Source organism: Pseudoclavibacter sp. 8L, from assembly GCF_902506465.1.
Lineage (GTDB): Bacteria > Actinomycetota > Actinomycetes > Actinomycetales > Microbacteriaceae > Pseudoclavibacter.
In genome coordinates this window covers 29,867-55,056 of sequence record NZ_LR733196.1, presented here as the reverse complement: position 1 = coordinate 55,056, position 25,190 = coordinate 29,867, and the positions used below count along the sequence as shown (strand labels likewise).

Annotated in this window: 23 protein-coding genes; 14 read left to right on the top strand and 9 right to left on the bottom strand. The window is 68.6% G+C overall.

Going from position 1 to position 25,190, the window contains the following annotated elements; genetic code table 11:
• Positions 1–60 precede the first annotated feature (60 nt).
• From GV007_RS17020 to GV007_RS16995, 6 genes are all read left to right on the top strand, one after another.
• Positions 61–1,353, top strand: a complete 1,293-nt coding sequence (locus GV007_RS17020; RefSeq protein WP_104301230.1) for an ABC transporter substrate-binding protein — start codon at positions 61–63, stop codon at positions 1,351–1,353.
• Positions 1,350–2,282: a carbohydrate ABC transporter permease gene (locus tag GV007_RS17015; RefSeq protein ID WP_160074718.1), complete on the top strand. Its 933-nt coding sequence runs from the start codon at positions 1,350–1,352 to the stop codon at positions 2,280–2,282. Before GV007_RS17020 ends, GV007_RS17015 begins: the two co-directional genes overlap by 4 nt.
• Entirely contained in the window at positions 2,279–3,196 is a 918-nt protein-coding gene (locus GV007_RS17010; RefSeq protein ID WP_160074716.1) for a carbohydrate ABC transporter permease, read from the top strand. The genes GV007_RS17015 and GV007_RS17010 overlap by 4 nt, the downstream gene beginning before the upstream one ends.
• On the top strand, positions 3,193–4,197 hold the full coding sequence (locus GV007_RS17005; RefSeq protein ID WP_236558607.1) for a hydroxyacid dehydrogenase: 1,005 nt from the start codon (positions 3,193–3,195) through the stop codon (positions 4,195–4,197). The genes GV007_RS17010 and GV007_RS17005 overlap by 4 nt, the downstream gene beginning before the upstream one ends.
• Positions 4,198–4,265: 68 nt before the next feature.
• Positions 4,266–6,260, top strand: coding sequence for a DUF5074 domain-containing protein (locus GV007_RS17000; protein ID WP_160074714.1), 1,995 nt, complete (start codon positions 4,266–4,268; stop codon positions 6,258–6,260).
• Positions 6,257–7,216, top strand: coding sequence for an N-acetylglucosamine kinase (locus tag GV007_RS16995; RefSeq protein ID WP_160074712.1), 960 nt, complete (start codon positions 6,257–6,259; stop codon positions 7,214–7,216). The genes GV007_RS17000 and GV007_RS16995 overlap by 4 nt, the downstream gene beginning before the upstream one ends.
• Here the strand turns inward: GV007_RS16995 and GV007_RS16990 are convergent.
• The 7 genes from GV007_RS16990 to GV007_RS16960 all read right to left on the bottom strand — a co-directional run bounded on the left by GV007_RS16990 (position 7,128) and on the right by GV007_RS16960 (position 15,094).
• Entirely contained in the window at positions 7,128–8,351 is a 1,224-nt protein-coding gene (locus GV007_RS16990; RefSeq protein ID WP_160074710.1) for an MFS transporter, read from the bottom strand. The genes GV007_RS16995 and GV007_RS16990 overlap by 89 nt on opposite strands.
• 83 nt (positions 8,352–8,434) lie before the next feature.
• The gene (locus GV007_RS16985; protein WP_236558606.1) at positions 8,435–9,643 is read right to left on the bottom strand and encodes a zinc-binding dehydrogenase; all 1,209 of its coding nucleotides are present in this window, start codon (positions 9,641–9,643) and stop codon (positions 8,435–8,437) included.
• A gap of 8 nt (positions 9,644–9,651) precedes the next feature.
• Positions 9,652–10,389 carry a phosphonatase-like hydrolase gene (locus tag GV007_RS16980; protein ID WP_160074708.1) on the bottom strand — a complete coding sequence of 246 codons (738 nt, stop codon included), beginning with the start codon at positions 10,387–10,389 and terminating at the stop codon, positions 9,652–9,654.
• Positions 10,386–11,558 (bottom strand): TIGR03364 family FAD-dependent oxidoreductase, encoded by a 1,173-nt coding sequence (locus GV007_RS16975; RefSeq protein WP_160074706.1) that lies wholly within the window; start codon positions 11,556–11,558, stop codon positions 10,386–10,388. Before GV007_RS16975 ends, GV007_RS16980 begins: the two co-directional genes overlap by 4 nt.
• A complete protein-coding gene (phnE, locus tag GV007_RS16970; RefSeq protein ID WP_160074704.1) occupies positions 11,555–13,300 on the bottom strand; it encodes a phosphonate ABC transporter, permease protein PhnE in 1,746 nt (581 codons plus the stop codon). The genes GV007_RS16975 and phnE overlap by 4 nt, the downstream gene beginning before the upstream one ends.
• Complete coding sequence (gene phnC, locus GV007_RS16965; RefSeq protein WP_160074702.1) at positions 13,297–14,124, bottom strand: phosphonate ABC transporter ATP-binding protein; 828 nt, start codon at positions 14,122–14,124, stop codon at positions 13,297–13,299. The genes phnE and phnC overlap by 4 nt, the downstream gene beginning before the upstream one ends.
• Positions 14,125–14,173: 49 nt before the next feature.
• On the bottom strand, positions 14,174–15,094 hold the full coding sequence (locus GV007_RS16960) for a phosphate/phosphite/phosphonate ABC transporter substrate-binding protein (RefSeq protein ID WP_160074700.1): 921 nt from the start codon (positions 15,092–15,094) through the stop codon (positions 14,174–14,176).
• Positions 15,095–15,303: 209 nt separating this feature from the next.
• Between GV007_RS16960 and GV007_RS16955 the strand changes: the two genes are divergently transcribed.
• From GV007_RS16955 to GV007_RS16945, 3 genes are all read left to right on the top strand, one after another.
• Positions 15,304–16,053, top strand: coding sequence for a GntR family transcriptional regulator (locus GV007_RS16955; protein WP_236558605.1), 750 nt, complete (start codon positions 15,304–15,306; stop codon positions 16,051–16,053).
• A gap of 154 nt (positions 16,054–16,207) precedes the next feature.
• On the top strand, positions 16,208–16,684 hold the full coding sequence (locus GV007_RS16950; protein WP_160074698.1) for a hypothetical protein: 477 nt from the start codon (positions 16,208–16,210) through the stop codon (positions 16,682–16,684).
• A gap of 3 nt (positions 16,685–16,687) precedes the next feature.
• Positions 16,688–16,906, top strand: coding sequence for a helix-turn-helix transcriptional regulator (locus GV007_RS16945; protein WP_160074696.1), 219 nt, complete (start codon positions 16,688–16,690; stop codon positions 16,904–16,906).
• A 47-nt stretch (positions 16,907–16,953) separates the two neighbouring features.
• Here the strand turns inward: GV007_RS16945 and GV007_RS16940 are convergent, their stop codons facing one another.
• Positions 16,954–17,577 carry a TetR/AcrR family transcriptional regulator gene (locus GV007_RS16940; protein WP_160074694.1) on the bottom strand — a complete coding sequence of 208 codons (624 nt, stop codon included), beginning with the start codon at positions 17,575–17,577 and terminating at the stop codon, positions 16,954–16,956.
• Positions 17,578–17,778: 201 nt separating this feature from the next.
• Here GV007_RS16940 and pdhA point away from each other — a divergent pair, with 201 nt between their 5' ends.
• The 4 genes from pdhA to GV007_RS16920 all read left to right on the top strand — a co-directional run bounded on the left by pdhA (position 17,779) and on the right by GV007_RS16920 (position 21,911).
• A complete protein-coding gene (pdhA, locus tag GV007_RS16935; protein WP_236558603.1) occupies positions 17,779–18,828 on the top strand; it encodes a pyruvate dehydrogenase (acetyl-transferring) E1 component subunit alpha in 1,050 nt (349 codons plus the stop codon).
• Entirely contained in the window at positions 18,825–19,820 is a 996-nt protein-coding gene (locus tag GV007_RS16930; RefSeq protein WP_104301204.1) for an alpha-ketoacid dehydrogenase subunit beta, read from the top strand. The genes pdhA and GV007_RS16930 overlap by 4 nt, the downstream gene beginning before the upstream one ends.
• Positions 19,821–19,829: 9 nt before the next feature.
• Positions 19,830–21,161: a dihydrolipoamide acetyltransferase family protein gene (locus GV007_RS16925; protein ID WP_160074690.1), complete on the top strand. Its 1,332-nt coding sequence runs from the start codon at positions 19,830–19,832 to the stop codon at positions 21,159–21,161.
• A 165-nt stretch (positions 21,162–21,326) separates the two neighbouring features.
• Positions 21,327–21,911, top strand: a complete 585-nt coding sequence (locus GV007_RS16920) for a TetR/AcrR family transcriptional regulator (RefSeq protein ID WP_160074688.1) — start codon at positions 21,327–21,329, stop codon at positions 21,909–21,911.
• A gap of 21 nt (positions 21,912–21,932) precedes the next feature.
• On the opposite strand, the gene GV007_RS16915 is transcribed toward GV007_RS16920, so the two are convergent.
• Positions 21,933–23,336, bottom strand: a complete 1,404-nt coding sequence (locus GV007_RS16915; RefSeq protein WP_160074686.1) for an APC family permease — start codon at positions 23,334–23,336, stop codon at positions 21,933–21,935.
• Between the two features lie 149 nt (positions 23,337–23,485).
• On the opposite strand from GV007_RS16915, the gene GV007_RS16910 reads away from it, so the two are divergent.
• The gene (locus tag GV007_RS16910) at positions 23,486–25,171 is read left to right on the top strand and encodes an amidohydrolase (protein ID WP_160074684.1); all 1,686 of its coding nucleotides are present in this window, start codon (positions 23,486–23,488) and stop codon (positions 25,169–25,171) included.
• Positions 25,172–25,190: the final 19 nt, after the last annotated feature.

The window sequence follows — 25,190 nt, the reverse complement described above, 5'->3', positions numbered from 1 at the left end:
GTGGGGGTGGAGCATCGATGATCGATCCACACCACCGTTGTTGTCTCAGAGGAGTCCCTCATGCGTCTGCGTCGTCTCCCGATCCCCGCTGCCATCCTGGTCACGGCGATCGCTCTCACCGGCTGCGCGCCGACCGGTTCCGCGCCTGCTGCCCCACCGGCCGGTCCGGCCACCGGCGAGGTCACCTTCTGGTCCTCACTGAGCGGCATGGCGGATGTCGCGGCCGCCTTCAACGCGAGCCAGGACGACATCACCGTCTCGTTCGAAGAGATCCCCAATGGCGCGAACGGCGGGTACACGAAGCTGGCGGCAGCGATCACCTCCGGCACGGGCCCGGATGTCGTCGGCATCGAGTACGACCGACTGCCCGGGTTCGTCGCTTCCGGCCAGGTGCTCCCGCTGACCGACCTCGTCGATGAGGAGACGCGCTCCGCCTACGACGACCAGGTGGAGAACCTGGTCACGTTCGGCGACGACAGCTACGCCCTCCCGTACGACGCGCCGCCCCTCGTGAACTGGTACCGCCAGGACGTTCTCGACGCCGCCGGAGTTGCCGTTCCGACGACCTGGGAGGAGTTCGAGGCGGCGGCTCGTGCAGTGAAGGCGTGGAACCCCGACGCGTACCTCGCGAGCTTCTTCACGAACGAGCCACCGCTCGCCCCCTTGTCCTGGCAGGCCGGCGGGAAGTGGTTCTCCGCGGAGGACGACCACTGGAACGTCGCCGTGGACGACGCAGCGTCGGTGAAGGTGGCCGACTTCTGGCAGCGGCTGATCGATGAGGACCTGATCAAGAAGCAGCTCGGCTACAGCGATGAATGGACCGCGGACCTCGGCAACGGCACCGTGAACGGTTGGATCGGCGGCTCATGGAGCGCATCCGGGCTGAAGACGCGCACCGAGGCCGCTGGGCAGGCAGGCAAGTGGATCGCCGCGGCACCACCGACGTGGGACGGCGAACCGACCGGCGCGCTCAACGGGGGTACCGGCTTCGCGCTCGCAGAGACGAGCGAGAACACCGCGGCCGCTGCAGTGTTCCTCAAGTGGCTGGCGACAACCGAGGAAGCCGTGCAGGCCCGTGGCGCCGTGGGAACTGCGTACCTCGCCTACCCCGGCTTGAACGAGGTCGCCGAATCCGTCGCCCCCGTCGACTACTACGGCAACGACATCTACCAGGTCTTCGACGACGCGTCCGCGAACCTCGCCCCGTGGGCCTGGGGCCCCAGCTACGACATCACGAGCACTGAGCTGAAGGAAGGCGTCACCAGCGCCCCAACCCTCGCCGACGCGCTCAGCAGCACGCAAACGGGAACCGTCGAAGGTCTCGAGGGGCTCGGGCTGGACGTGACCGAATGACACTCCTCAAGCGCGTTCAACCCAGGGCGCCGCGCCGCACCGGAGTGTCGGGCACGGGCGGGCGCACCGCCGCGATCTTCCTGGTCCCGTTCTTCGCCCTCTTCCTGGTCACCATGATCGCCCCGGTCGTCTACGCGATCGGCATGAGCCTGTTCGCCGAGTCCCGCTCCGGCCTGGGCTTCGGTGAGACGACAACAGAGTTCGTGGGACTCGGGAACTACATCTCCGTCCTCTCGGACCAGAGCTTCATCGAAGGGTTCGGCCGGCTGGCCATCTACTGCGTGCTCTACGTTCCCGTCCTGCTGCTGGTCGCGCTGACGCTGGCGCTGCTGCTGGACGCGGGCGTCACCTACGCGAAGCGCACCTTCCAGCTCCTCCTGTTCCTGCCTCACGCGGTTCCCGGCGTGATCGCCGCACTCATCTGGGCCTACCTCTACACCCCCGGTGTCAGCCCGATCGTGAAGGCGCTCGCCTCCGGCGGGATCGAGATCAACTTCCTCTCGGTCGAGCTGGTCCTGCCGTCCATGGTCAACATCGCAGTGTGGGAATGGGCCGGATACAACGTCATCATCCTCTTCACGGCTCTGCAGGCAGTGTCCCGCGAAGTGCTCGAGGCAGCCCGCATCGACGGCGCCGGCGGGATCCGCACCGCCATCTCCATCAAGACGCCCCTCATCGCCCCAGCCCTGGGAGTTGCGCTGCTGTTCACCGTCATCGGCTCGCTGCAGCTCTTCACCGAGCCCCGCATCCTCTCCTCCGCCACGACCGCAGTGACCAGCACCTGGGTGCCCAACATGTGGGCCTACGACGCGGCCTTCAACCGCAACAACCTCCCAGAGGCGGCCGCGGCCTCCATCGTGCTCGCAGCGCTCGCTGGAGTCCTGTCCTGGGCCGTGACCCGATTCACCTCGAAGGAGCCCACATCATGACCGCGACGCTCGACTCCGTTGACGCACCGACCGTCTCGACCGAGCCGCCCACGGCTCCGCCACGTCGCCGTCGCGCGCGGCGCCGCTCCGGTGGCGCTGCACTCACGGTCAACGGCCTGCTGATCGTCGGCACCGCCTACATGGTGCTGCCCCTGCTCTGGCTCGTCTTCGCGGTCACCAAGGACGCCTCCGGCCTGTACTCCGGAGACGCGTTCTCCATCGGGAGCGACTTCTTCGCGAACATGTCGCGACTCCTCACGCAGGACGACGGCATCTTCCTCCGGTGGCTCGCGAACAGCATCCTCTACGCCGGTGCGGGGGCGATCATCGGAGGATTCGTCGCTCTGATGGCCGGCTACGCGTTCGACAAGTTCATCTTCAAGGGCAGCAGACCCCTCTACGCCCTGGTCCTCGTCGGTGTCCTCATCCCCAACACGGCAACCGTCATCCCGCTCTATCTCCTCGCCGCGTCCGTCGGCGCGACGAACACGATCTGGGCTGTGCTCATCCCCGCCTTCTGCAACCCGTTCAGCGTGTACCTCGCCCGCGTCTTCAGCGCCGGCTACCTCCCCAATGAAGTCCTCGAGGCGGCCCGGGTGGATGGGGCTGGCCCCATCCGCACCTTCCTGCAGATCGGGTTCCCGATGCTGCTCCCAGGTTTCGTGACCATCGCCCTGTTCCAGTTCGTTGGCGTGTGGAACAACTTCATGCTGCCGCTGATCATGCTGCAGGACCGAAGCCTCTTTCCCTCCAGCGTCGGCATCGCGCTCTGGCAGAGCCAGGTGCAGCAGAACCCGGATTTCTCCACCCTGGTCATCGCCGGCTCCTTCCTCTCCATCGTGCCCCTCGTGATCGCGTTCGTGATGCTGCAGCGCTTCTGGCGCGCTGGCCTCAGCGCCGGGAGTGTGAAGTGAGTCCCCGCAAACGCGTCGCCTTCGCGATGACCACGGCCGCACTGAACCGCGTCTTCCCACCCCGGCAGATCGATGCGATCGCTGAGACCGCCGACGTCCTCGGGCACATCGTCGAGTTCGAGTCCGACCGGGCTCGGGGCATCCTCGCGGACGTGGAGGTGCTGATCACCGGCTGGGGCTCTCCTCGCGTCGACACCCGCGTCCTCGCCGCCGCCCCGAACCTGGAGGCGATCCTGCACTCTGCCGGCACCATCAAGCCCTACGTGAGCGAAGCTGTCGTTCACAGCGGGATCAGGGTGAGCACTGCGGCGGCGGCGAACGCCGTGCCCGTCGCCGAGTACACCGTCGCGATGATCGTCTTGGCCGCGAAACGCGTCCTGCCCATGGCGCGTCACTACCGGGACGCTCGACGAGCGTTCGACGTCGAGAGCAGCTACCCCCAGCTGGGGGCGTTCGAGAAGCGCGTCGGAATCGTCGGCGCGTCCACGATCGGCCGTCTCGTGATCGAGCTCCTGCGCGCCTACCGCTTCGAGGTCGTCGTCTACGACCCGTATCTCAGCGACGACGACGCGGCGGACCTTGCGGTCACGAGCGTCGGGCTGGATGAGCTGCTCGCCACAAGCGACGTCGTCTCGGTCCACGCCCCGTCCCTCCCCAGCACGCACAATCTCATCGACGCCCGAGGCATCAACCTGATGCGCGCGGATGCGACGCTCATCAACACGGCGCGGGGCGAGATCATCGACCAGGATGCCCTGACCGCTCGCGTCGTCGCCGGCGAGCTGTACGCGATCCTGGATGTCACCGTCCCCTGGATCCTCGAGGCCGAGCACCCCCTCTACGTGGCGGAGCGTGCCCTGCTCACGCCCCACATCGCCGGTTCGTACGGCACTGAACTCGGTCGTCTCGCCGAGTCCGTGCGGGAAGAGCTGGCGCGCCTCTCCAGCGGTGACGATCTCGCACACGGTCTCACGGCGGCACGGTTCGCGGTCACCGCCTGAACCCCAACCCCAGCAACAGCCCCGCGGGGCGCCCTCTTGTACCCGACGTTCTCATTCAGGGAGTCCCCATGTCTCAGATCTCTCGCCGCACCGTCCTCACCGCTATCGGCACGACCGTCGCGTTGGCCGCCTTCGCGACCCCCTCCTACGCTGAGGATGCCGCCCCTCGCGCACCGAGGATCACCTCGCTCGGCCCCGCCATAGAGCAGTACGCGTTGATGAGCAGCGTGCTGCTGGACGGCGTCGCCTACATCGGATCCCGGAACCTGGAGACCACCGGCGTCATCGCGCTCGACATCGCATCAGGAAAGGTCATCGCCTCCACCACGGTCGGCAACGGGCACAGCATCCAAGCACTCGGGCTCGACCCGATTCGGCGCTTGCTGTACATCGGAGTTCTGCAGAAGTCGGCCGGCAGCCAACCCAATGTGTTCCGGTGGGACCTGGACAGCCCGAACAGTCCGGCGACCGCGATCGGCGCCATCGGCGATCGCGATGTGCGTGCCCTCGCGGTCGCGCCAGACGGAGTGCTCTTCGCTGTCGGCGGGGGCGGGACGACAGCCCCCGCGCTCTGGCAACACGACCCCGCGGTCGGAGGCCTCGTGAGTCTCGGCGTGCCGGATGCGAAGGTCACCCTGGCACGGACGGTCGCAGCGACCGACCAGACTGTCTACTTCGGCGCCGGGAGCACCCTCGGTGGCGGCGGCAGCACCAGCCGCGCCGCCCTGTACGCCTTCGATCGAGCCGCAGCCCAGTTCTCGAACATCACCCCAGCGGAGATGACGAACGACCCGAGCATTCGTGATCTCGCCGTCGTCGACGAGCAGCTGCTCGTCTCCACTGCCGGCGCCGCAGAATCGAGCAAGATCGCCCGTCTCGAGCTGGCGGATCCCACTTCCTACTCGCTGGCGGCCTCCATCGGCAAGGTCGCCAAGAACTTCGCTGTCCTCGACGACACCGTCTACTGCGCCAACGAGACGGGCATCCTCTCCTGGGACCCCTCAGGAACGACCGTGCGACAGCTCGATCTCAAGGGGCTGGATCTCGGGGAGATCTGGGGCTTGGACGCTCTCGACGGGGCCCTCGTCGCGACCTCCGGATACGCGATCGTCGCCGTGGTCACGCTGCCCGATGCAGCCACGCGCGTCATCGACCTCGGTGAGGCGGGTGCCCCCATCGGACCGCAGGCCTGCATGGGCATCGCCGTCGGCGCTGGATACGCCTACGTCGGCGGCAATGGCGGTGTAGCCCGGCACAACCTCAGGACGGGGGACGTCTTCAACCTCACGATCCCTGGCGAGGCGAAAGACGCCGAGGTCATCGACGGCGTCCTCTACACGGGCCAGTACAGCGGCCAGGGCATCTGGGCGCACGACCCTCGAACCGGCACCACGACCCGGCGCGTGGCCAGCTTCCCGGAAGCTCAGAATCGCCCCCTGGACACCACCTGGGATGCCTGCAACGAGCTGCTCCTCGTCGCCGCACAGGCGGACACCGAGGGCGGTGGCTCCCTGTGGACCTACCAGCCCGCCACAGGGGTCGCGAGCATCGCGGTCAACCCGATCGACGACATCCAGCTCGTGCGTGCCGTCGCAACCGCCGACGGTGTCGCGTACCTCGGCGGGGACAACGCCCAGAAGACCGGGCCGCGCGGCACCATCGTCGCCTGGGACCCCACGCTGCAGAGCGAGCTCTGGCGGGTGGAGACGAACCAGGCCAATGGCATCGCCGCGCTCGCCGTCCAGGGCGAGCACCTGTTCGCGATCACCATCAAGGGCACGCTGATCGTCATCGATCGCACTGAGCGTGCCATCGTGCACACGTCCGACCAGCGGTCCCTCACCCCGGGCTTCGCGGCGATGACCAATGCCGGCGGCAGCGTCTACGTCGTCACGGACACGACCCTGTTCCGCATCGACCCGCAGACATTCGCGATCACGGTCGTCGTCGCCGGCATCGATGGCGGCTGGTACAGCGGGCCGCACCTCGCGGCCGACAAGCACGGTGCCATCTACACGCTCCGCTCCCGCGAGCTCGTCCGCATCGAAGACCAAGCCCGGTGACCGCGCCGACTCTGCGCTTCGTCGGCCTCGATGTCGGCGGCACGAAGACCCACGTTGCTTTCGAGGACACCTCGGGGCTGCGCGGGGAGCTCGTCGTCTCTTCCACGGAGTGGCGACGGGGCTCCCTCTTCTCCGACACAGGCAACCTCAAGCGCCTTGCTGGCATCGTCCACGACCACGGGAGCGTGGACGCCGAGACCAGCGTCGCAGCTGGCCTGAACGGTGTCGACACTCCCGAACAAGCCCGCCGTGCCGAGCGCGAACTCTCCAGCGCACTCGGCACGGGGCTCATCACCGTCTCCAACGACGCGGAACTCCTTGGTCATGCCCTGGGTCCCGAGCCCTCCCTGCAGCTGATAGTGGGAACTGGAACCGTCCTGGTAGGACGTGACCAGTCCGGCGCTCCACTGCGCGCAATGGGGTACGGCTGGCGGTTCAACGACTTCGGCAGCGCACCAGCGCTCGTCCGTGAAGCGCTTCGTGAGCTGCACCGCCTCGCTGATCACACGACTACCGGCCCAGACCCTCTCGCTGAGCTGCTGCAGGCTGCATACGGAGCAACGAACCTCACCGAGCTCACACTCGCGATGTCCGACCGGGCCAGCCTGACCGAGTGGGGAGGCCACGCGCCTCTCATCTTCGAAGCCGCAGATCTGGGCTCCCCCAGCGCCATCAGGGTGATCGCTGATGCGGCCGACTACATCGCCGCCGCCGTGCACGCACTGCGGCAGCGGGGTGCAGTCGGCGAACGCATCGTGGCGGCGGGCGGTGTCATCACCAACCAGCCCCGGCTCCAGGGCGCACTCCGGGCTGCGCTCACAGCGATCGGGGAGCCGTTGCAGCTGCTTGTGCTCGAACGCCCGCCGGTCACCGGAGCGCTTGTCGTTGCCGGTCTTCGTCTCTGCGATCTGCGCAGGGCCCCTGATGTCCCAGCGCCCTGCGCCCCACTTCCGTGAGGTAAGCACCTCTTCGAGGCCGCTCGAAGACGAGGAGCGCCCCGACCGCCGCGACACCAGCCAGGAGCGCGACCGCGAGCGGGAACGAGCCCACCGCAGCCGCGAGAGCGACCCCCGCAACCGGGGCGAGCGCGATCGATGCCGTGATCGGGGCGCTGAACACCCCGTTGAGCGTGCCGAGCCGTTCGGTGCCCCAGCGCTCGACGACGGCGGTGGCCTGCACGAGCGTCAACGCACCGCGGGCCGCCCCGGCGAGCAGCGCGAGGAGAACGAGCACGGCGAACGGACCCGAGATGAGCGCGAACGCCACGAGCGTGAGGCTCGCGACAGCGCCCACGAGCAGTGCGCGCAGCGGCAGCGGAACGACGCGGTTGAGGACGGTGAAGAGCACGCGGCCTACGACCTGCCCCACGCCCACGAGCCCGAGCAGCAGGGCCGCCGCTCTCGCGTCGATGCCCCGCTCGGAGAGCAGCGGGATGAGGTTGAGGGACACGGCGTAGACGCTGAACGAGAGGAGCGTCACGCCGAGGCAGAGCCTGATGAAGCGACTGCTCCTGACAACGACCGGATTCTCCATCCGCTCCCCGTTCGGCACCTGTCGGGGCACGGGGTCGCGTCTCGGCAGCAGGAGCGCGTGCAGCGGGATCGTGACGACGGCGAGGAGAGCACCGAGCACGAGGTAGGTGCCGCGCCAGCCGACAACCTCGGCGAGCAGTGTCGCGCCCGGCACGTACAGCGTCGAGGCGAGGCCGGCAACGAGGGTGACCACCAGGAGAGGTCTTCCGGCGGCTGCTCCGTAGCGGAGCCCGATGACCGTGAAGGCGGCCTGGTAGAGCACGCCCGCCTGCGCGACGCCGACCACGACCCAGGCGACGACGAACATGGGGAAGGTGCTGGCTGTGGCCACGAGCACGACGCCAGCAGTGGCGAGTGCCGATGACCACGCCATGACAACGCGGCCCCCGAAGCGGTCGAGCAGACCCCCGAAGCCGACACCCACGCCGGCCGAGACGAGAAGACCCGCGGAGAAGGCGGCCATGACGCTGACGAGACTCCACCCGGTGTCGGCGACGATCTCGGCGGCGACCGCGGGGAGGACGTAGTAGAGCGTGCCCCAGCTGATGAGCTGCGTCACGCAAAGGGTGACCAGCACCGGATCCGGACGCCACCGCGTCTTCTGTACTTCCGAGCGCTGAGGAGACGGGGCAGCCGAGGCGCTCATCTGGGGGTGACCGCCGCCTTGACCTCACGGGTACGCCGCTCGCCACGCGGGGCAGTCCCCGCGCCGCACGATGTCGACAGATCTATGCCGACACGTATGGGGCCCCCGGTGGCAGCCAGCGCGACGCCGTCTCCGAGACGCTCGAGGGGGAAGGTGGCCTCGACGAGTTCCGCGAACGGCCACCGGTCGGCGCTGCCTTCGACGAACTCGAGAGCCGCCGCCAGGTCAGCCGACGTGTAGTTGTGGACGCCGCGGACGGTCACGAGACCCCGGACGAGGGATTCGGGGTCGAGGGCGACGGGCTCGGTGGGGAAGACGCTGCCGACGAGGACGACGGCACCGCCGATCTCGACGGCGTCGAGCGCGGCGGATACGGCGGCTCGCGACCCGGAGGCCTCGATGACGATGTCCGGACCAGGCAGGCCGAGCCCCGCCCAGGTCTCGGCCGCGGCGCCGGGAACACCGGGATCGATGGCCGCGTGCGCGCCGAAGCGCGCGACGAGGTCCCGCCGTTTGTCGTCCGGGTCAGCGACGACGACCGTACAGCCTCGGTCGCGCGCGAGCGCCGCGACGGTGAGGCCGATGAGCCCGGCCCCGGAGACCAGCACCGCGGGCGAGTCGACCTCGACGACGCGGAGCGCGGCGCGCATCGCGGCGACCGCGGTCGCCGTGCCGCAGCTGACGGGGGCGAGGGCAGCAGCCGGCGTCGTCTCGTCGACGGCGACGATGCCCGTTCCCGACCGCAGATGCATGTGCGTCGCGAACCCGCCGCTCAGCTCCCACCTGGTGGTGAGGCGCTCGTGCCCGTACTTGAGCAGGCTCCGGCACTTCTGTGTCAGCCCTCGCGTGCAGCGGTCGCATTCGCCGCAGCTGGCCATCACCGACCAGACGATCCGAGCACCGGGCTCGAGGGCCTCCCCGTCGATGGTGCGGGCGCCGCCGTCACCGGTCGCGACGACCCTGCCCACGTACTCGTGGCCGAGCACTCCGGGCGCCGGGGACTGCCGGTGGCCGAGCATGGTGTGCACGTCGGAGCCGCAGATCGTCGCGAATTCGAGGGCCACGAGCACCTCGCCCGGCCCGAGCACGACGTCGGGCACGGCGACAGCCTCCAGCGGCCTCTCGACGCCGAGCCACACCATGGCCGTCGCGGCGGGCTGCAGGTGGATCCGAAGCGCAGACGGCTCTTCGACTCTCGGCGCCAAGGCCGACCTCACGATGCGGGCCGCTGGAACGCGGGCAGCTCGCGGAGCGCGGCGACGCTCTCGATGACGGCGTGGGCGCCACTCGCTTCGAGCGTCTCCTGGTCGTGGGCGCCGCTGAGCACGCCGACTGCGAGGCCGGCCCCCGCGTGAAGTCCCGATTGCACGTCGCTCGCGGTGTCTCCCACCACGGCGACGGCCGCGACGCTCGAGGTTCCGGTGCGCAGCACGGCGCTCAGCACGAGGTCGGGGGCGGGACGGCCACGGCCGACGTCTGCGGGCGACAGCGCGAGATCGACGAGCTGCTCCCAGCCGAGGGCTCGGAGGATCGCGTCGCGCGTGACCGGCGCGAAGCCTGTCGTCAACACGACCGAGAGACCGGAGCCTCGCAGGGACTCGATCGTCTCCCGCGCGCCCGGGATCTCCTCGACGCCTTCTTCCTCGACGAGCTCGGCGTAGGCGACCTCGAATGCGGCGGTCGCCTCCGCTGCGGCTGCGGTGTCTCCGTTCGCGAGGTGCGTGAAGACGTCGAGCTTCGATTGGCCCATCGTCTCGCGGACGTAGGCGAGCGCCTCGGGCCATGGGAGATGCGCGGCGACCCCCGTGCGGTTCGCGGCGCGCTCGAACGCGCGCTCCACGACGCCGTCGTCGAGCACGGTCGTTCCTGCCATGTCGAGCACCACGAGCTCGAGGGGCACGCGAACGGACGCGGCAGTCTGCGCCTGCGCGGAAGTGGTGAGGGTCGTCATCTCAGGCCTTTCGAAGGTGTTCGAGCGGACACGGCGTCCAGCTCGAGAGCAAGGTGGTGCTCGGCGAGGCCGAGCCCGGTGGTCATGCCGATGCCCGTGGTCGCCGCAATGGCGAGCACGCCCGGCTGCGGACGTTCGACGAGGAACTCGTCTGGTGCGGCCGCGTACACGCCCTGCCAGCGCTCCCGCACGCGCAGCGGCCCGATGTCGAGGAGCCGTTCGGCTTCGGCGAGCATGAGGTTCACGGCTGCCTCGGATTGGAAGGGCGACACCGTCACGCCACGCCAGTGCGTGTCGCCGACCAGCAGCGAGCCGTCTGGGAGCTGCGTGAACATCTGGTTGAGGTCGATCGCCGCGAGGTCCGGGCGTTCGCCGTGGAGGCGTTGGCGGACCGCCGAAGCCTCTGGGAGCCCGGCGAACCCGCGGTAGCGGATGAGCGACCAGCCGGTGAGGAGCGGGGCACCGAGCGGCCTCGCGAGCGGCGCATCCACTCGCAGCATGTCGAGCGCGCACCGTTCGACGGCGTTCTCCTCGGCGGCATCCGGGAGGAGCTGATCGATGTCGTGGTTGACGGCGACGACCACGAGCCCCGTGGCGATATCACCCCGGCTCGTCTCGACGACGCCGCTGCGGACGCGGCCGACGGCCGTGCGCATCCGGAACTCGACGCCCATGCTCTGCAGGCGCCGGATGATCGCGGCGACCGCGGAACGCGGATCGGTCTGCAGGTCTGCCGCCAGGAATGCGCCACCGGCCGCGACGCCGTGTCTCACCGGGGTGCGATCGGCGACCTCGGCCGCATCGAGCATCCGGATCTCCTCCCCGACGGGGAGTCGGTCGGCTTCACCGAGCGGAGAGCGCCTGGCAGCGTCGAGCAGCGCCAGTTCATCGTCGTGCCGAGCGACGACGACGGTGCCCGTCTCCCGAAGCCAGAACCCGGCATCGGTCGCGAGCTGCAGCCAGAGTTCCCGGGCCAGCACTCCGTACCGTCGGGCGTCGCCCGTCTGCGGCGTGAAGCACAGGTGCCCGAAGTTGCGGATGCTCGCACCGATCGGCTCGCTCGTGCGGTCGACGACGACAACCGACAGGCCTCGCTTGGCTGCAGCGTAGGCGGCACCGAGACCGACGATGCCGGAGCCGACGACGGTGACGTCGAAGCCGCGGCTCATCGGAACACCCGCCTCATCCACATCGCGAGGCCCTCGACCAGGAGCACGGTGACCAGGATCATGAGCACGATGGCCGTCACGAGCGGGTAGTTCGAGCCCTGTCCGGCGTTGAGGAGGTAGTAGCCGACGCCACCGCCTCCGACGATGCCGAGCAGCGTCGCCGCGCGGATGTTCGTGTCGAGCAGGTAGAAGGTGTGGCCGATGAGGGCGGGCATGCCCTGCGGCAGTGTCGCGCTGGCATAGGTCTGCAGGCGGGTCGCTCCGGTCGCTCGGAGTGCCGTCTCGGGGCCGCGGCGCACCTCCTCGAAGGAGTCGGCGATGAGCTTGCCAAGCAGGCCGATGCCGCCGATCGCCAGTGCGATCGTGCCCGCCTGCGTGCCGAGCCCCGTGATGATGATGAGCACGATCGCGAGGATCACCTCGGGGATGCCGCGGATGCCGACGAGCAGCAGGCGCATCCCTCCCTGCACGGTGCGGTTCGGCGCGACGTTCCGGGCCGCGAGGGAGCCGATGACGAGGGAGACCAGGAAGGTGAGGAGCGTTGCCGCGAACGCGATGGCGATCGTGTCGCGCATCGCCTCGAGCATGGTCGCGAGCTCGTAGACGCCGAACGACGGCGGCCAGAACTGCACGGCGATCTCGGGGATGCGGGCCCAGAATGTGAGGAAGTCGAGCCAGTTGATGTCGGCGAACGTGACGGCGGCCACCACGACGAGCGCTGCCACCCACCCCCAGACGACGTGGCTCACGCGGGTCGCGTTCCAGGGGCGGCGGATCGCTTCCGCCGGCGACCGGAAGCGCCGTGCGCCGCCGAGCTGGCCGCTCCGCGAGGTGCCTCGCGAGCCGCGCATCCGGTCGACGAGCCGGTCGATGGGGTTGCGGCTGCCTTCGTGACCGCCGAGCATCGCGGCGCGCACCAGGCTCGAGACCACCTCCATCGCGACGCAGAGGACGAAGATGACAAGCGCGATGCCGAGGCCCAGCGAGTAGTCGAGCGACTTGAAGGCGGTCGACATCTCGAGGCCGAGCCCCGCGACGCCGACGTAGCCGAGGATCACGGAGCCGCGAAGGTTGATGTCGTTGCGGTGGAGCACCGTCGCGACCCACGACGGCAGTACCTGGGGCAGCACTCCCGACGTGAACTCCTGCAGCTTGGAGCCACCGGCTGCGCGGATCGCGAGGCGCGGCCCCTCGTCGATCTGCTCGATCGCGTCGGCGAACATCTTCGAGATCATGCCGATCGAATGGATGCCGATCGCCAGAATTCCAGGAAGCGACCCGAGGGAGAACATGAGCACGAAGACCATGGCGAGGACCACGTCGGGAAGCGCGCGGGTGAAGACGCCGAGGAAGCGGGCGGCGGCGCGCCAGGACTGGCCTGGGGTCGTGTTCGCGGCCGCCAGGTACGCGACTGGAATCGAGACGACGGCGGCGAAGAGCGTGCCGCACAGCACCAGCCCCAGGGTGAGGCCCGTGAGCTCGAGCAGCTCGGGCCATTCCGGGAAGGCGAGTCCGCCGACGCGGGTGAAGAAGCGCTCGGTGTTGGACCAGCTCTCGAGCATCGCCGGCACGGAGATGTCGATCTCGATGAGCGCGGCGACCGCGATGCCCGCGAGCGCGAGGAGGGTGAGGACGGCGGCGATGCGCTCTGGGGTTCGGCGCTGGCGAGGAGCGCGAGCCTCGACTGCCGTCTGGTGAGGGGCGGATGTGCGCGGGGACGGGGGCGCAACGGTCGCGGTCATCGTGCCGCCTCCGCCGCGAGGAGTTCGTTCTGCACGGCCTCGAGCTCGGCGGTGCTGGTGGCGACCCGGCCGTAGATCTCCATGACCTCGGCCTTGGTGAGGCCTTCGACGGGGGTGTCCAGCACGACTGCCCCGTGGCGGAGCCCGACGATGCGGTCCGCCCAGGAGATGGCGAGGTCGACCTGGTGGAGGCTGCAGACCACGGTCAGGCCATCCGCGGCGGCGATCTCGCGGATGAGGCGCATGACCTGCTCGCTCGACTCGGGGTCGAGAGAGGCGACGGGCTCGTCGGCGAGGAGGATGTCCGGGCGCTGCATCAGGGCGCGCGCGATGGCGACGCGCTGCTGCTGGCCGCCGGAGAGCGTGTCAGCGCGCTGGTAGGCGCGGTCGAGCAGGCCGACCCGGTCGAGGTGGCCCAGCGCCTCCAGCTTCCTCGCCTTGGAGTAGCCGAACAGTCCGAGGCGCGGGCCGCGGATGGTGGCGAGCGCCCCGGTCAGCACGTTCTCGAGCACCGTGAGCGACGGCACGAGCTCGAACTGCTGGAAGATGAACCCCACCCTGCTGCGCAGCCGCCGGAGTGGGCGGCCGCGCAGTCGCGACACCTGATCGCCGAGGACGGTCACGTCTCCCGACGTGGGCTGCTCGAGCGCGTTCAGGTGGCGCAGCAGGGTGGATTTGCCGGACCCGGAGAGGCCGAGCAGCACGACCATCTCGCCGCGAGCGACCTCCAGGCTCACGCTATCGAGCGCGGTGGTCTCGCCGAAGCGCTTGGTGACGTCGGCAAGCGAGATCACTGGGGACGTGTTGTCAGCGGTGGTGCTCATGTCGGTGCTCATCTCGGGTCTCGGCTGATCAGACGGGGTCAGGCGTGGGTCAGCTCTGGCACTGCGTGGCGTTCGTCGCCTCGCAGATGTCGCGGACCGTGTCGTAGTACTGGTCGTCAACCGGCTTGGTCTCGAAGAAGACGCTGCGGAAGCCCTCGCTGTCTGCGCTCTCCACGCCGGCGGCGATGATGTCGTCGATCGTGACCTCGGAGAGGATGTCCCGGAGCTGCTGCTTCAGGTCGTCCGGCAGCTTGTCGGACTCGACGATGGGGGCACCGGGGACCATGGTCTCGGCGATGACCTTCACCTTGTCGGATTTCTCGACCTCGCTGTCTTCGGCGAAGCCTGCCTCGCACTCGACGCCTTCGCCCACCTTCTGCACGCTCACGTCGTGCTTGCCTGCCATGACGGGAGTGATGTCCGCTTCGGGGTCGATGCCTGCTTCGAGGAGGTTGTAGCTCGGGAAGAGGTAGCCGGAGGTGGAGGAGGGGTCGACGAAGCAGACCTTCTTGCCCGCGAGGTCTTCGATCGATGCGATGTCGCTGTCGACGGGCACGATGGCCTGCGAGTAGTAGCCGGGCTCCTGGCCCTCGGACGTCACGATGGAGGAGATCGGGGTGAGCTCGGCGCCGTTGTTCGTGGCGGTGACGTAGGTGAACCCGGAGAAGGACGCCACGTCGACCTTGCCGGCGATCGCGGCTTCGATGAGCGCCGCGTAGTCCGTGGACTCGTGGTACTCGACGGTCTTGCCCGTCTCGAGCGCGATGTAGTCCATGAGCGGCTGGTAGTTGGTCTCGGTGTCGACGGAGTCGGGGACGACGCCGAAGACGAGGGTGTTCGAGTCGACGGCGAAGCCGGAGGAGTCGGTGGATCCGGAGGCGTCTGCTGCGGGCGTGGAGCAGGCGGCGAGGCTGAGTGCGAGGATGCCGGCGCCTGCGAGGGCGATCGCGGGCTTGAGAGCGCGGGTCATGTGCTGTGCCTTTCGGGCGGGGTCTCGGAGCGGGACGTGAAGAGACTGCCAGAGACACCGCCAACCTGTATGCCTATCTTCGCACAATTCACGAGTTGTTCACCTATGTTGAAGACTTCGGCAACCAGGCTTCGCGAGAAAAGGCCTTTAAGAGCCCGGTTTCATGCTCCACCAGCACGCTGGAGGGCATGAGCAAGTAGTATGCCTATGTGACCGACGTTATGTACAAGCAGATCGCTGACGACCTCCGACGACGCATCGCCAGCGGTCAACTCGCACCCGGCGATGACGTCCCGTCCGAAGGGGAGCTCGCCGAGCGCTGGAGCACCTCCCGGGGCCCGGTCCGCAACGCGCTCGCGGCACTGCGCAGCGAGGGCCTCATCGAGACCGGCCGCGGTCGACCGGCCCGGGTCGTCGAGCGCAAAGCCCACCAGGCCGTCGACGTGTCCATCCCGTTCACGAAGTGGGCCAAGGAGATCGGCACCGTTCCTGGCGCCGAGACGCAGGAGGTGAGCCTGCGGCGTCCAGACCCAGCGCAGGCTGAGATCTTCGGGATCGACCCGTCCCAGCTTGTTGTGCACGTCCTTCGACTCCGCAGCCTCGACGGCCGGCCGACGATGCTCGAGCGCCTCACGTTCACGGAGGAAGTCGGACGCCACCTCTTCGAGGTCGACCTGAACACCGTGTCCATCACCGAGTTCCTCGACAGCCGCGGCTACGGCTACAACGACATCGACCACGAGATCGACGCGAAGGCCGCCGATGCACTGGACGCCAGGCTGCTGGAGATCGAGGAAGGATCCCCCGTCCTGCGCCTGCGCCGGGTGACGCGAGACAACGACGGCCGCGTCTTCGAGGTCTCCGACGACCGCTACCGGAGCGACATCGTGCGCTTCACGGTGTCAGCATCCGGCAGGTCGCAGCGGGGGACGCACTACGTGCGGCCGATCGCGTTCTGACCTTCGCCGGTCGGCATCCGAGGCCGCCGGTACTGCCATCTGCCGACCCCCTTGGGCCCGCCTGAACGGGCGCTGGCCTCACGCTTGTGTCAAGCGTGCTTGACGTGTATAACTATCTCGACAGTCAAGTTAGCTTTACACATGGGAGTGAGACATGGACACCGAGAGTTCTTCGTACACAGCGGACACTCGAAGCCGGTGGGGCCGAGTGAAGTTCGGTGGTCACTGGTCTGCACTCTGGCTGGCGATCCCCTCCGGCCTGCTCCTCGCCTGCGTCATCGCAACGATTCTGGTGCTGACCGGGTCCGCCGGCCCGCACCCACTCGTCGGGTGGTTTGCGACGGTACTGGTGTCGTTCTGGGCCTGTGCTGGCCTCGTGTGGGCGCTGTCCGTCGACCGAGACAGCCTCCGAGGAGCCACCCCGCGCCCCGAGCAGTCGGTGGAGTCGGCATGGATCGAACGCGCGACGAGCGGAGCGTTCGGCGACACCCTGCTCGTGACCGGACTCGGCACCGCGGTCATCGCGGTCGGGAACCTCGACATTCCAGCACTCCTGGCCCTGGTCGCCGTGATCGTCGTCGCGATGGGATCGGTGAGCATCCGGTATGGCCTCGAGCGAAGGCGAGGCTAGTTCGTGAAGAACGCGCTCCCCGACCTTCGCAAACAACGCGGGTGGTCGCAGCAGCGCCTCGCGGAGGAGCTCGGCGTCTCCCGCCAGACGGTCATCTCCATCGAGCGCGGCCGCTTCGACCCCTCGCTGCCCCTCGCGTTCCGCCTCGCGCGCGTCTTCGAGTGCCCGATCGAGAGCATCTTCGACGACGATGACGCCGACGGGGCCGACGACGCCGAGTGACGGGTCCCGCCTGACGACTCCCGCAGGCATCCGCGAGAAGGGCCGCGTCAGCCGTCGTCGCGCGAGCGTTCCGTCAGCCCGAGGAGGGCGATGACCTGCTCGGCGTGCGCGCGAGCAGCCGCCGCGCTCGGTGCGGGTGCCAGCCCGAGCAGGCGGCGGCGGTGCGGCTCACCGAGGAGCAGCCCGAACAGCGCCTCCGCCTCCACCTCCACCTCCACGAGACCACTCGCAGGAGAGAGGTGCTGCGCAAGCAGAGCCACGTACCCCCGTGGCCCGCTGGAGTAGAAGCCAGACGCGAGCTCCGGGAACTGCGCCGCTTCTCCGACCATGAGCCGGTGCAGGCCGACGGCGCTGTCCGAGTGCAGGACGAAGACGAGCCGCGCTGCCGTCTCGAGCAGTGACTCGGCGGTCGCCCCGTGGTTCACGAGGTCGCGAGCGCGGAACCGCTCGATCGCTGCAGTGAACACCTCTGCCTTGTCGCCGAAGTAGGTGTAGATCGTGCGCTTGGTGACCCGCGCCATTGCTGCGATCTCGTCAACGGTGACCTGGCCGTAGCCATTCGACACGAACAGCGCGACGGCGGCGTCCAGGATCTGGTCTCGGCGCTCCTCCCGCTCCTGGGCGGTCGGGCGGCCCCGCTTGCGGCTCGTGCTCGACACGGTCTCGCTCATCCCCAGTGCTCCCCACCTCGTGCCTCGCATGTCGACGCTCGACGACAACCATCCTATAATGAGACGTATTCGTTTCATTACACGCGTGGTCATCCCTCGCGGTCGATCGAGCCGAGCCCCAGAAGGGCCAGGCGAGAGGAGCTCCCAATGGCTGCACGCAGATCCACAACCCCGCGGAAGACAGCGTCGAATCCACCACCAGTGCACACGACAGCCCTCGACAGCGAGGGACTCGTCGAGTTCTACCGCCAGATGGTGCTGATCCGGCGGTTCGAGGAGCGCGCCGCCCGCTCGTACACGCAGGCGGAGATCGGTGGCTACTGCCACCTGAACCTCGGCGAGGAGGCGACGGTGGTTGGCCTGATGGCGGCGATGGAGTCCACCGACTACCTCTTCACGAACTACCGGGAGCACGGGTACGCGCTCGGTCGAGGCATCGCGCCAGGACGGATCATGGCAGAGCTCTACGGGCGCAGCGGCGGCGTATCGAAGGGGTGGGGCGGGTCGATGCACCTCTTCGACCTGGAGTCGCGCCTGCTCGGCGGGTACGGCATCGTCGGCGGGCAGGTGCCGCTCGCCACCGGTGCGGCCCTCGCGATCGACTACCGCAGCGGACAAGAGGCCGTGGTCTGCGTCATGGGAGACGGCACCACGAACATCGGGGCGTTTCACGAGTCGCTGAACATCGCCGCCTTGTGGGACCTGCCGGTCGTCTACGTGGTCGTCAACAACGGCCTCGGGATGGGCACCACGGTCGAGCGCGCCTCCGGCGAGCCCGAGCTGCACAAGCGGGCATCCTCGTACCGGATGGCGTCCGCCCGCGTTGACGGGAACGACCCCGTCGCCGTCCGGGACGCCGCGGCCAGCGCGCTCGCGAGCGCCCGGGCCGGCAAGCCGTTCCTGCTGGAGACGGTGAGCGAGCGCCTGAAGGGGCACTCGGTCGTCGACCCCGCGAAGTACCGCACCCGCGAGGAGGCCGAGGCCCTCAAGGCCGGTGACCCCATCGCCGCGTTCGCGGTTCGCCTCGCCGAGCGGGGACTCCTGACGGACGACGCGATCGCCGACATCGACGCTGCCGCCATGGCCGCCGTCGCCGAGGCCGTCGCGTTCGCCGAGGCGAGCCCGCACCCGTCGGTCGACACGCTCTTCGACTACACCTACGCCACGCCGGTTCCCAACGATTCCCGCAGGCTGCCCGGCCAACCGCTCTTCGAACCATCCCCCTCACCCACGATCGGAGCATCCGCATGAGCATGATGACCTACCGTCAGGCGCTCCATGACACCCTCCGCGCCGAGATGCTGCGAGACGAGAACGTGCTGCTCATCGGCGAGGAGATCGGCGTCTTCGAGGGCTCGTACAAGATCACCGCCGGCATGCTCGCGGAGTTCGGCGAGAAGCGCGTACGAGACACCCCCATCGCCGAGGAGGGGTTCACGGGAGCCGCCATCGGCGCTGCGATGCTCGGGCTGCGCCCGGTCGTGGAGATCATGACCATCAACTTCTCGCTGCTGGCCCTGGACCAGATCGTCAACCACGCCGCGAAGATCTACGGCATGTTCGGCGGTCAGGCCCGGGTCCCCCTCGTCATCCGCACCCCGGGCGGAGGCGGGCAGCAGCTCGGCGCCACGCACTCGCAGAACATCGAGCTGTATTACGCGTTCGTGCCAGGCATGAAGGTCGTCGCCCCGTCCAGCCCCGCTGACGCGAAAGCGCTGCTGCTGGCCGCGATCCGCGACGACGACCCCGTGCTGTTCCTCGAGAACCTCGCGCTCTACAACACCAAGGGCGAGGTGCCGGACGACGACACCCCCGCCGAGATCGGCCGGGCCGCCGTGACCCGCGAGGGTGCCGACATCACGGTGGTCGCTTACTCGCGCATGGCGGCCGTCGCCCTCGAAGTGGCCGAGCGGCTCGCCGAGACCGAGGGCATCGACGTGGAAGTGGTCGACCTCCGCAGCCTGCGCCCGCTCGACCGCGACACCGTCATCGCATCCGTGAAGAAGACCCACTGCGCCGTCGTCCTGGAAGACGACTGGCTCACCTACGGCATCGGCGCCGAGATCGCCGCGACCATCTCGGACGGCGCCTTCGACTGGCTGGACGCACCCGTGCGCCGGGTCGCGATGGCCGAGGTGCCCATGCCCTACTCCAAGCCGCTCGAGACCGCCGCGCTCCCCTCCGCGGACGACGCCGCCACCGCCATCCGGCAGACCCTCGCCGCGGTCTCCCGCCGCATCTAAGGACACCCCATGATCGATATCCTCATGCCCCGCCTCTCCGACACCATGCAGGAGGGCGCCATCGCCGCGTGGCACAAGCAGCCAGGCGACGCCGTCGCCGTTGGCGACCTGCTCGTCGAGATCGAGACCGACAAGGCCACCATGGAGTACGAGGCCTACGACGCCGGCGTCCTGCGCGACATCCTGGTCGCCGAAGGCGAGGTGGCAACCATCGGCACGGTCATCGCGCGCCTCGATGACGGCAACGACGACGCGCCCGCGAGCGCATCCGACGCTGCCGCGCCAGCGGAAGCAGATGCGGCTGGCGCGATGGGCGCACCCGACGCAGCGGCCGCGAGCGCGGACGCTCAGGCTTCGGAGGTCGCCTCCCAGGTCGAACCTCAGGGCGCAGTAGGACAGCGGCTGTTCGCGACGCCGCTCGCGCGCCGACTCGCTCGCGAGCACGAGATCGACCTGTCGGCTGTGCTGGGATCCGGCCCCGGCGGCCGGATCGTCCGCGCCGATATCGAGGATGCACGCGCACGTCAGGCCTCCCCCGAGGACACGGCCATCGCGTCGCCCGCTCGGTGCGCGTCGAGCCCGACGGCGGGCCAGGGCACCGGCGGCGCCACCAGCACCAGCACCAGCGCTTCCGATGCGCGACAGCCGACTGCCGTCCCGTTCGACAAGACCCGCGAAGTGATCGCTCGGCGCCTCAGCGAGAGCAGCAGCACGGTGCCACACTTCTTCGTCACGGCTGCGGCCGATGTCGAGGCCCTCATGGCGCTCCGCGCCGAGCTGAACGGCAGCCTCGAATCGACGGGGCGCCCGAAGATCAGCGTCAACGATCTCCTCGTGCGCGCATGCGCCATCGCGCTCCGCGAGCATCCGGGAGTCAACGCCTCCTACTCCCCGGAGGGCCGCGGAGAGACCCTGCTCCACGGGCGCGTCAACATCGGCATCGCCGTCGCCTCCCCGACTGGCCTCGTCGTGCCGGTGATCGGCGACGCCGACCTGAGCCCGGCGTCGCACATCGCGCGCGAGTCTCGGCGACTGGCCGGACTCGCCAAGGAACGCAAGCTCGGCCCCTCGGAGATGGCTGGCGGCACGTTCACGATCAGCAACCTCGGCATGTACGGCGTCGAGCAGTTCACCGCCATCATCAACCCGCCAGAGGGGGCGATCCTCGCGGTCGGCGCAGCGAGGCCAGAACCCGTCGCGGTCAACGGGGCGGTCGAGGTTCGCCACCGCCTGCGGTACACCCTCTCCGCCGATCACCGAATCATCGACGGAGCCCTTGCCGCAGCGTTCCTCGCCACGCTGACGGGGCTCCTCGAACGGCCCATGGACATCATCGCCTGAGCGCCTGGAATGGCGGTCGCGGGGGCGGTCGCACCCCCGCGACCCCGACCTGGTGATGGCGGTCCGGCTTCCCGGGCGGTGATCTCGTACTGTGGTGGGACCGTCGCTCGAACCGGAGAGCCCGGGCGACGCCCACTCCAGGTGGGAAGCTGAAGGAGGGACCACATGGGTCGACCGAGTCTTGTGCACGAGCGGCGCCCGCAGATCGTCGCGGCCGCGAAGCGAGTCATCGGGAAGTACGGGGTCGAGGGCGCGACCCAGGAGCGCATCGCCTCCGAGGCGCAGCTGAGCCGGGCGCACATCCGTCACTACGTCGGCAACCGCGACGAGCTCATCCAGCTCGTCTGGAACTCGACGATGGACCCGTACGCGCAGGAGATGCACGAACGGGTGCAGGCCGCGCGCTCCGGCCAGGGGCTCGAGGGGGTGCTCGACTTCCTCTTCGGCACCGGCGTCGAGGCGAGTCCAGACGATGCCGTCTTCGATGCGTTCCTGGCCTGGTCCCAGCACGATGAGCAGGTCAGGCGGCGCCTGCTCGACAGCTACGCGACCGTGGTCACCGAGGTTGCCGCGGCGATCAGGGCGACGTACCGGGAGATGGACGTCGCACGGAGCGAGGCGCTCGGCTACGCCATGCTGTGCCTCACCATCGGGTCCTCGAGCATGAGCGTGCTCCAGTTCCCCGACGCGCAGACCAGTCCGCTTCGCGACCTGGCCGCGTCGATGATCCAAGCGGCGGCGGCTGCCTGAGCGCCGCCGCTCGATCGTGGCTCAGCTGCGATCGGCGCTCGGCACCTCGAGACTGCGGGTGCTCTCGTCGTCGCCGACCTCGTCCTCCGATCGGATCTGCGCGGGCAGACGGCGGAAGCCCTTCGTCATGAAGCCGAGGTAGATCACGCCGATGATCAGCCAGGTGATGCCGAGCATCTTCGCTGAGGAATCGATGCTCACCCAGAGGGCGACATTGGTGGCGACGCCGATCAGCGGGAGGACGAGGTAGCGGATCACATCCATCCCTGAACGCCGGCGCAGGCGAACGAAGTAGTGGTTGATCACGGCGATGTTGACCATGATGAACCCCGTGATGGCGCCGAAGCTCGTGAGCGAGGTCGCCCCGAGGAGGTTGTCGGTGAAGAACACGGCGCCGAGCGCCGCGACGGAGACGAGCACGATGTTGTTGACCGGGGTTCCGAACCGCGGCGAGAGCTTGCCGAAGAACCGCTTCGGGAGCAGACCGTCGCGCCCCATGCCGTAGAGCACGCGGGAGACAGCGGCGACGGCGGCCATCGCGCAGAGGATGCTCGCGGCCTGATCGGCGACGAAGAACGTGATGTTCAGGGCTTCTCCCCCGATACGTGGCAGGAGCTCGAAGATGCCGGTATCCGGATCCTCGAACTCCGCGTACCCGGTGGGCCAGGCGATCTGCAGGAAGTAGGCGATCGTCGCGAAGCCGAGGCCCGCGCCGATGCACATGATCAGGATCGCTCGCGGGATCGTGACGGTCGGCTGGTGGGTCTCCTCCGCGAGCGTGGAGACGGCGTCGAAGCCGAGGAAGGAGACGGCGAGGATCGAGGCCGCCCACATCACGTTGCCGAAGTTGAACGTCTCGGGGTTGTAGATCGCCTCCGGCACGAAGAGGCCGCCAGCTCCACCGCCCTGCAGGACGTAGCTCGTGATGAGGCCGATGAGCACAACCGCGAAGATGATCTGCGCGGAGACGACGGCGATGTTGAGACGGCCGGAGACTCGTGCTCCGAGGATGTTCATGACCGCGCCGAAACCGGCCGCGAGCAGCACCCAGATGGCAGTCGGGATAGCGGGAACGTACTCCTCCATGTAGATCCCGAACAGCAGGTAGCAGATCATCGGGAGCAGCATGTAGTCGAGCAGGAACACCCAGCCGGTCGCGAAGCCGAGGTAGGGATGCACGCTCTTCTGCACGTAGGTGTACGCGGATCCGGCGACCGGGAAGGCCTTCACCATCTGCGCGTACGAGTACGCGGTGAAGAACATGACGACCAGCGTCACGAGGTACGCGAGGGCCATCATGCCCCCGCTGAGCTCGGTGGCGATGCCGTAGAAGTTGAAGATGGCCGTCGGGGCGAGGTAGGCAAGCCCGAACGCCAGGAGGTGACGCAGCTTGAGTGATCGAACGAACTGGGTGGCTTGACTCACGGGTGCTCCTCTGGGGGTCTCCGTCGACTGCACTGTCGCGTGGAGTGGGGCACGAAGCGTGCCTCTGGCGAATAGATTACCAACATTGCTAATTTATGCCAGACTGCATTTCCAAGTTGTTACGTCTCTACCCGCAAGGAGCGCTCATCGTGGACCTGATCTTGACGAACGGCAGATTCTTCACCGCCGACGAGGCCGCTCCGTGGGCGAGCGGAGCCGTCATCCGTGACGGCCGGATCGCGCAGATGCTCAGGGAGGAGGCCCCCCGCGCCCTCCCAGAGGAGGGGCTCCCCGTCTACGACCTGGGCGGACGACTCGTGCTGCCCGGTCTGATCGACGCCCACACGCATCCCAGCGGCGTCGCGAAGAGCGCCTGGCACGTCTCCCTTCCGCAGACGGACGACGTGGACGCGATCCTCGCCTTCATCCGCGAACACGGCGAGCGGCACCCCAAGGAGGAGGCGCCCTACCTCTTCTTCGAGTACTACCCGAGCACGCTGTTCGCGGGAGGCGCCCCGACGAAGGAGCTCCTCGACTCGGCGATCAGCGACCGCCCCGTGCTCTGCCAGGACTTCAGCGACCACGCGCACTGGGTCAACTCGAAGATGCTCGAGCTGCTCGAGGTCGACGAGCACACGCCAGACCCCGTGCCTGGCCTCGAGATGTTCGTCCGTGACGCACACGGCGTGCCGACGGGGCACATCCTCGAGTTCGCGCACCTCCGCTTCATCGACCGCCTGTACGACTCCATCGGGTGGCGCCCACCAGAGGAGCTGACCGCCGAGAGCCTGAAGCCGTTCTTCGAGTTCATGACGCGGCACGGCGTCACGTCCCTCTTCGAGGCGCTCATCGAGGACGAGGACGTGCTCCCCGCGCTCCGCGAGCTCCACCGACGCGGGGAGCTGCACACCAGGTACGAAGGCGCGGTTCGGTTCCGGACCCTCGCCGACCTCCCCGACGCGATCGAGCGAGCTCAGCGCCTCGACCGCGAGCACGGCACGGATCACATCCGCGTGCGAACGCTCAAGCTCTTCCTCGACGGCACGAACGAGAGCGGGAACAGCGCGGTCCTCGCTCCGCTGATCCACGACGACTCCGGTAGCCTCGGCGAGATGCAGATCGAGACCGACGAGCTCGTCAGCTGCCTGCTGCTGGCGAACGAGGCGGAGATCGACGTGCACATCCACATGGTCGGCGACCGCGCCTTCCGGGCTGGGTGCGATGCCGTCGCGGCCGCCAAGGAGTCGCTCGCCGAGACGGGCGGTGCCTGGCGGACGCAGGTGACGTTCGCGCACTGCGAGCTCATCGATCCGGCCGACATGCACCGGCCGGCCGAGCTCGGCATCATCGTGAACTGGACCAACCACTGGTCGGCGGGGTACTTCGGTGAGGAAGCGAAGAGCTACCTCGGGGACGAGCGATGGGATCGGATGTACGACTTCCGGGGCGTCCTGCAGGCCGGCGCCTCGATGACCTTCGCGAGCGACGTCGTGACGAACTTCGAGCTCCACCGGGGAAACCCGTTCTTCGGCATGCAGGTGGCCGCGACGCGGGTCGACCCGGAGCTGCCCCTCGATCCCGACCGCTACCCGGGGAGCGTTCGGCCGAGCCGCGAATCCCGCTTCGAGGTCACCGCACTGCTGCGCGGGCACACCATCGAGGCGGCTCGACAGCTCCGGATCGATGACAGAGTCGGGTCCCTCGAGGTCGGGAAGGACGCGAACATCGTTGTCCTCGACAGGGACCTCTTCGACGTGGAGCTCGACCAGCTCGGCCAGGTGAGCCCGTCGGCGGTCCTGTTCGAAGGAGAGCTGGCCTTCGGCTCGCTCACCTAGACCGATAGCGGTCTCCGTC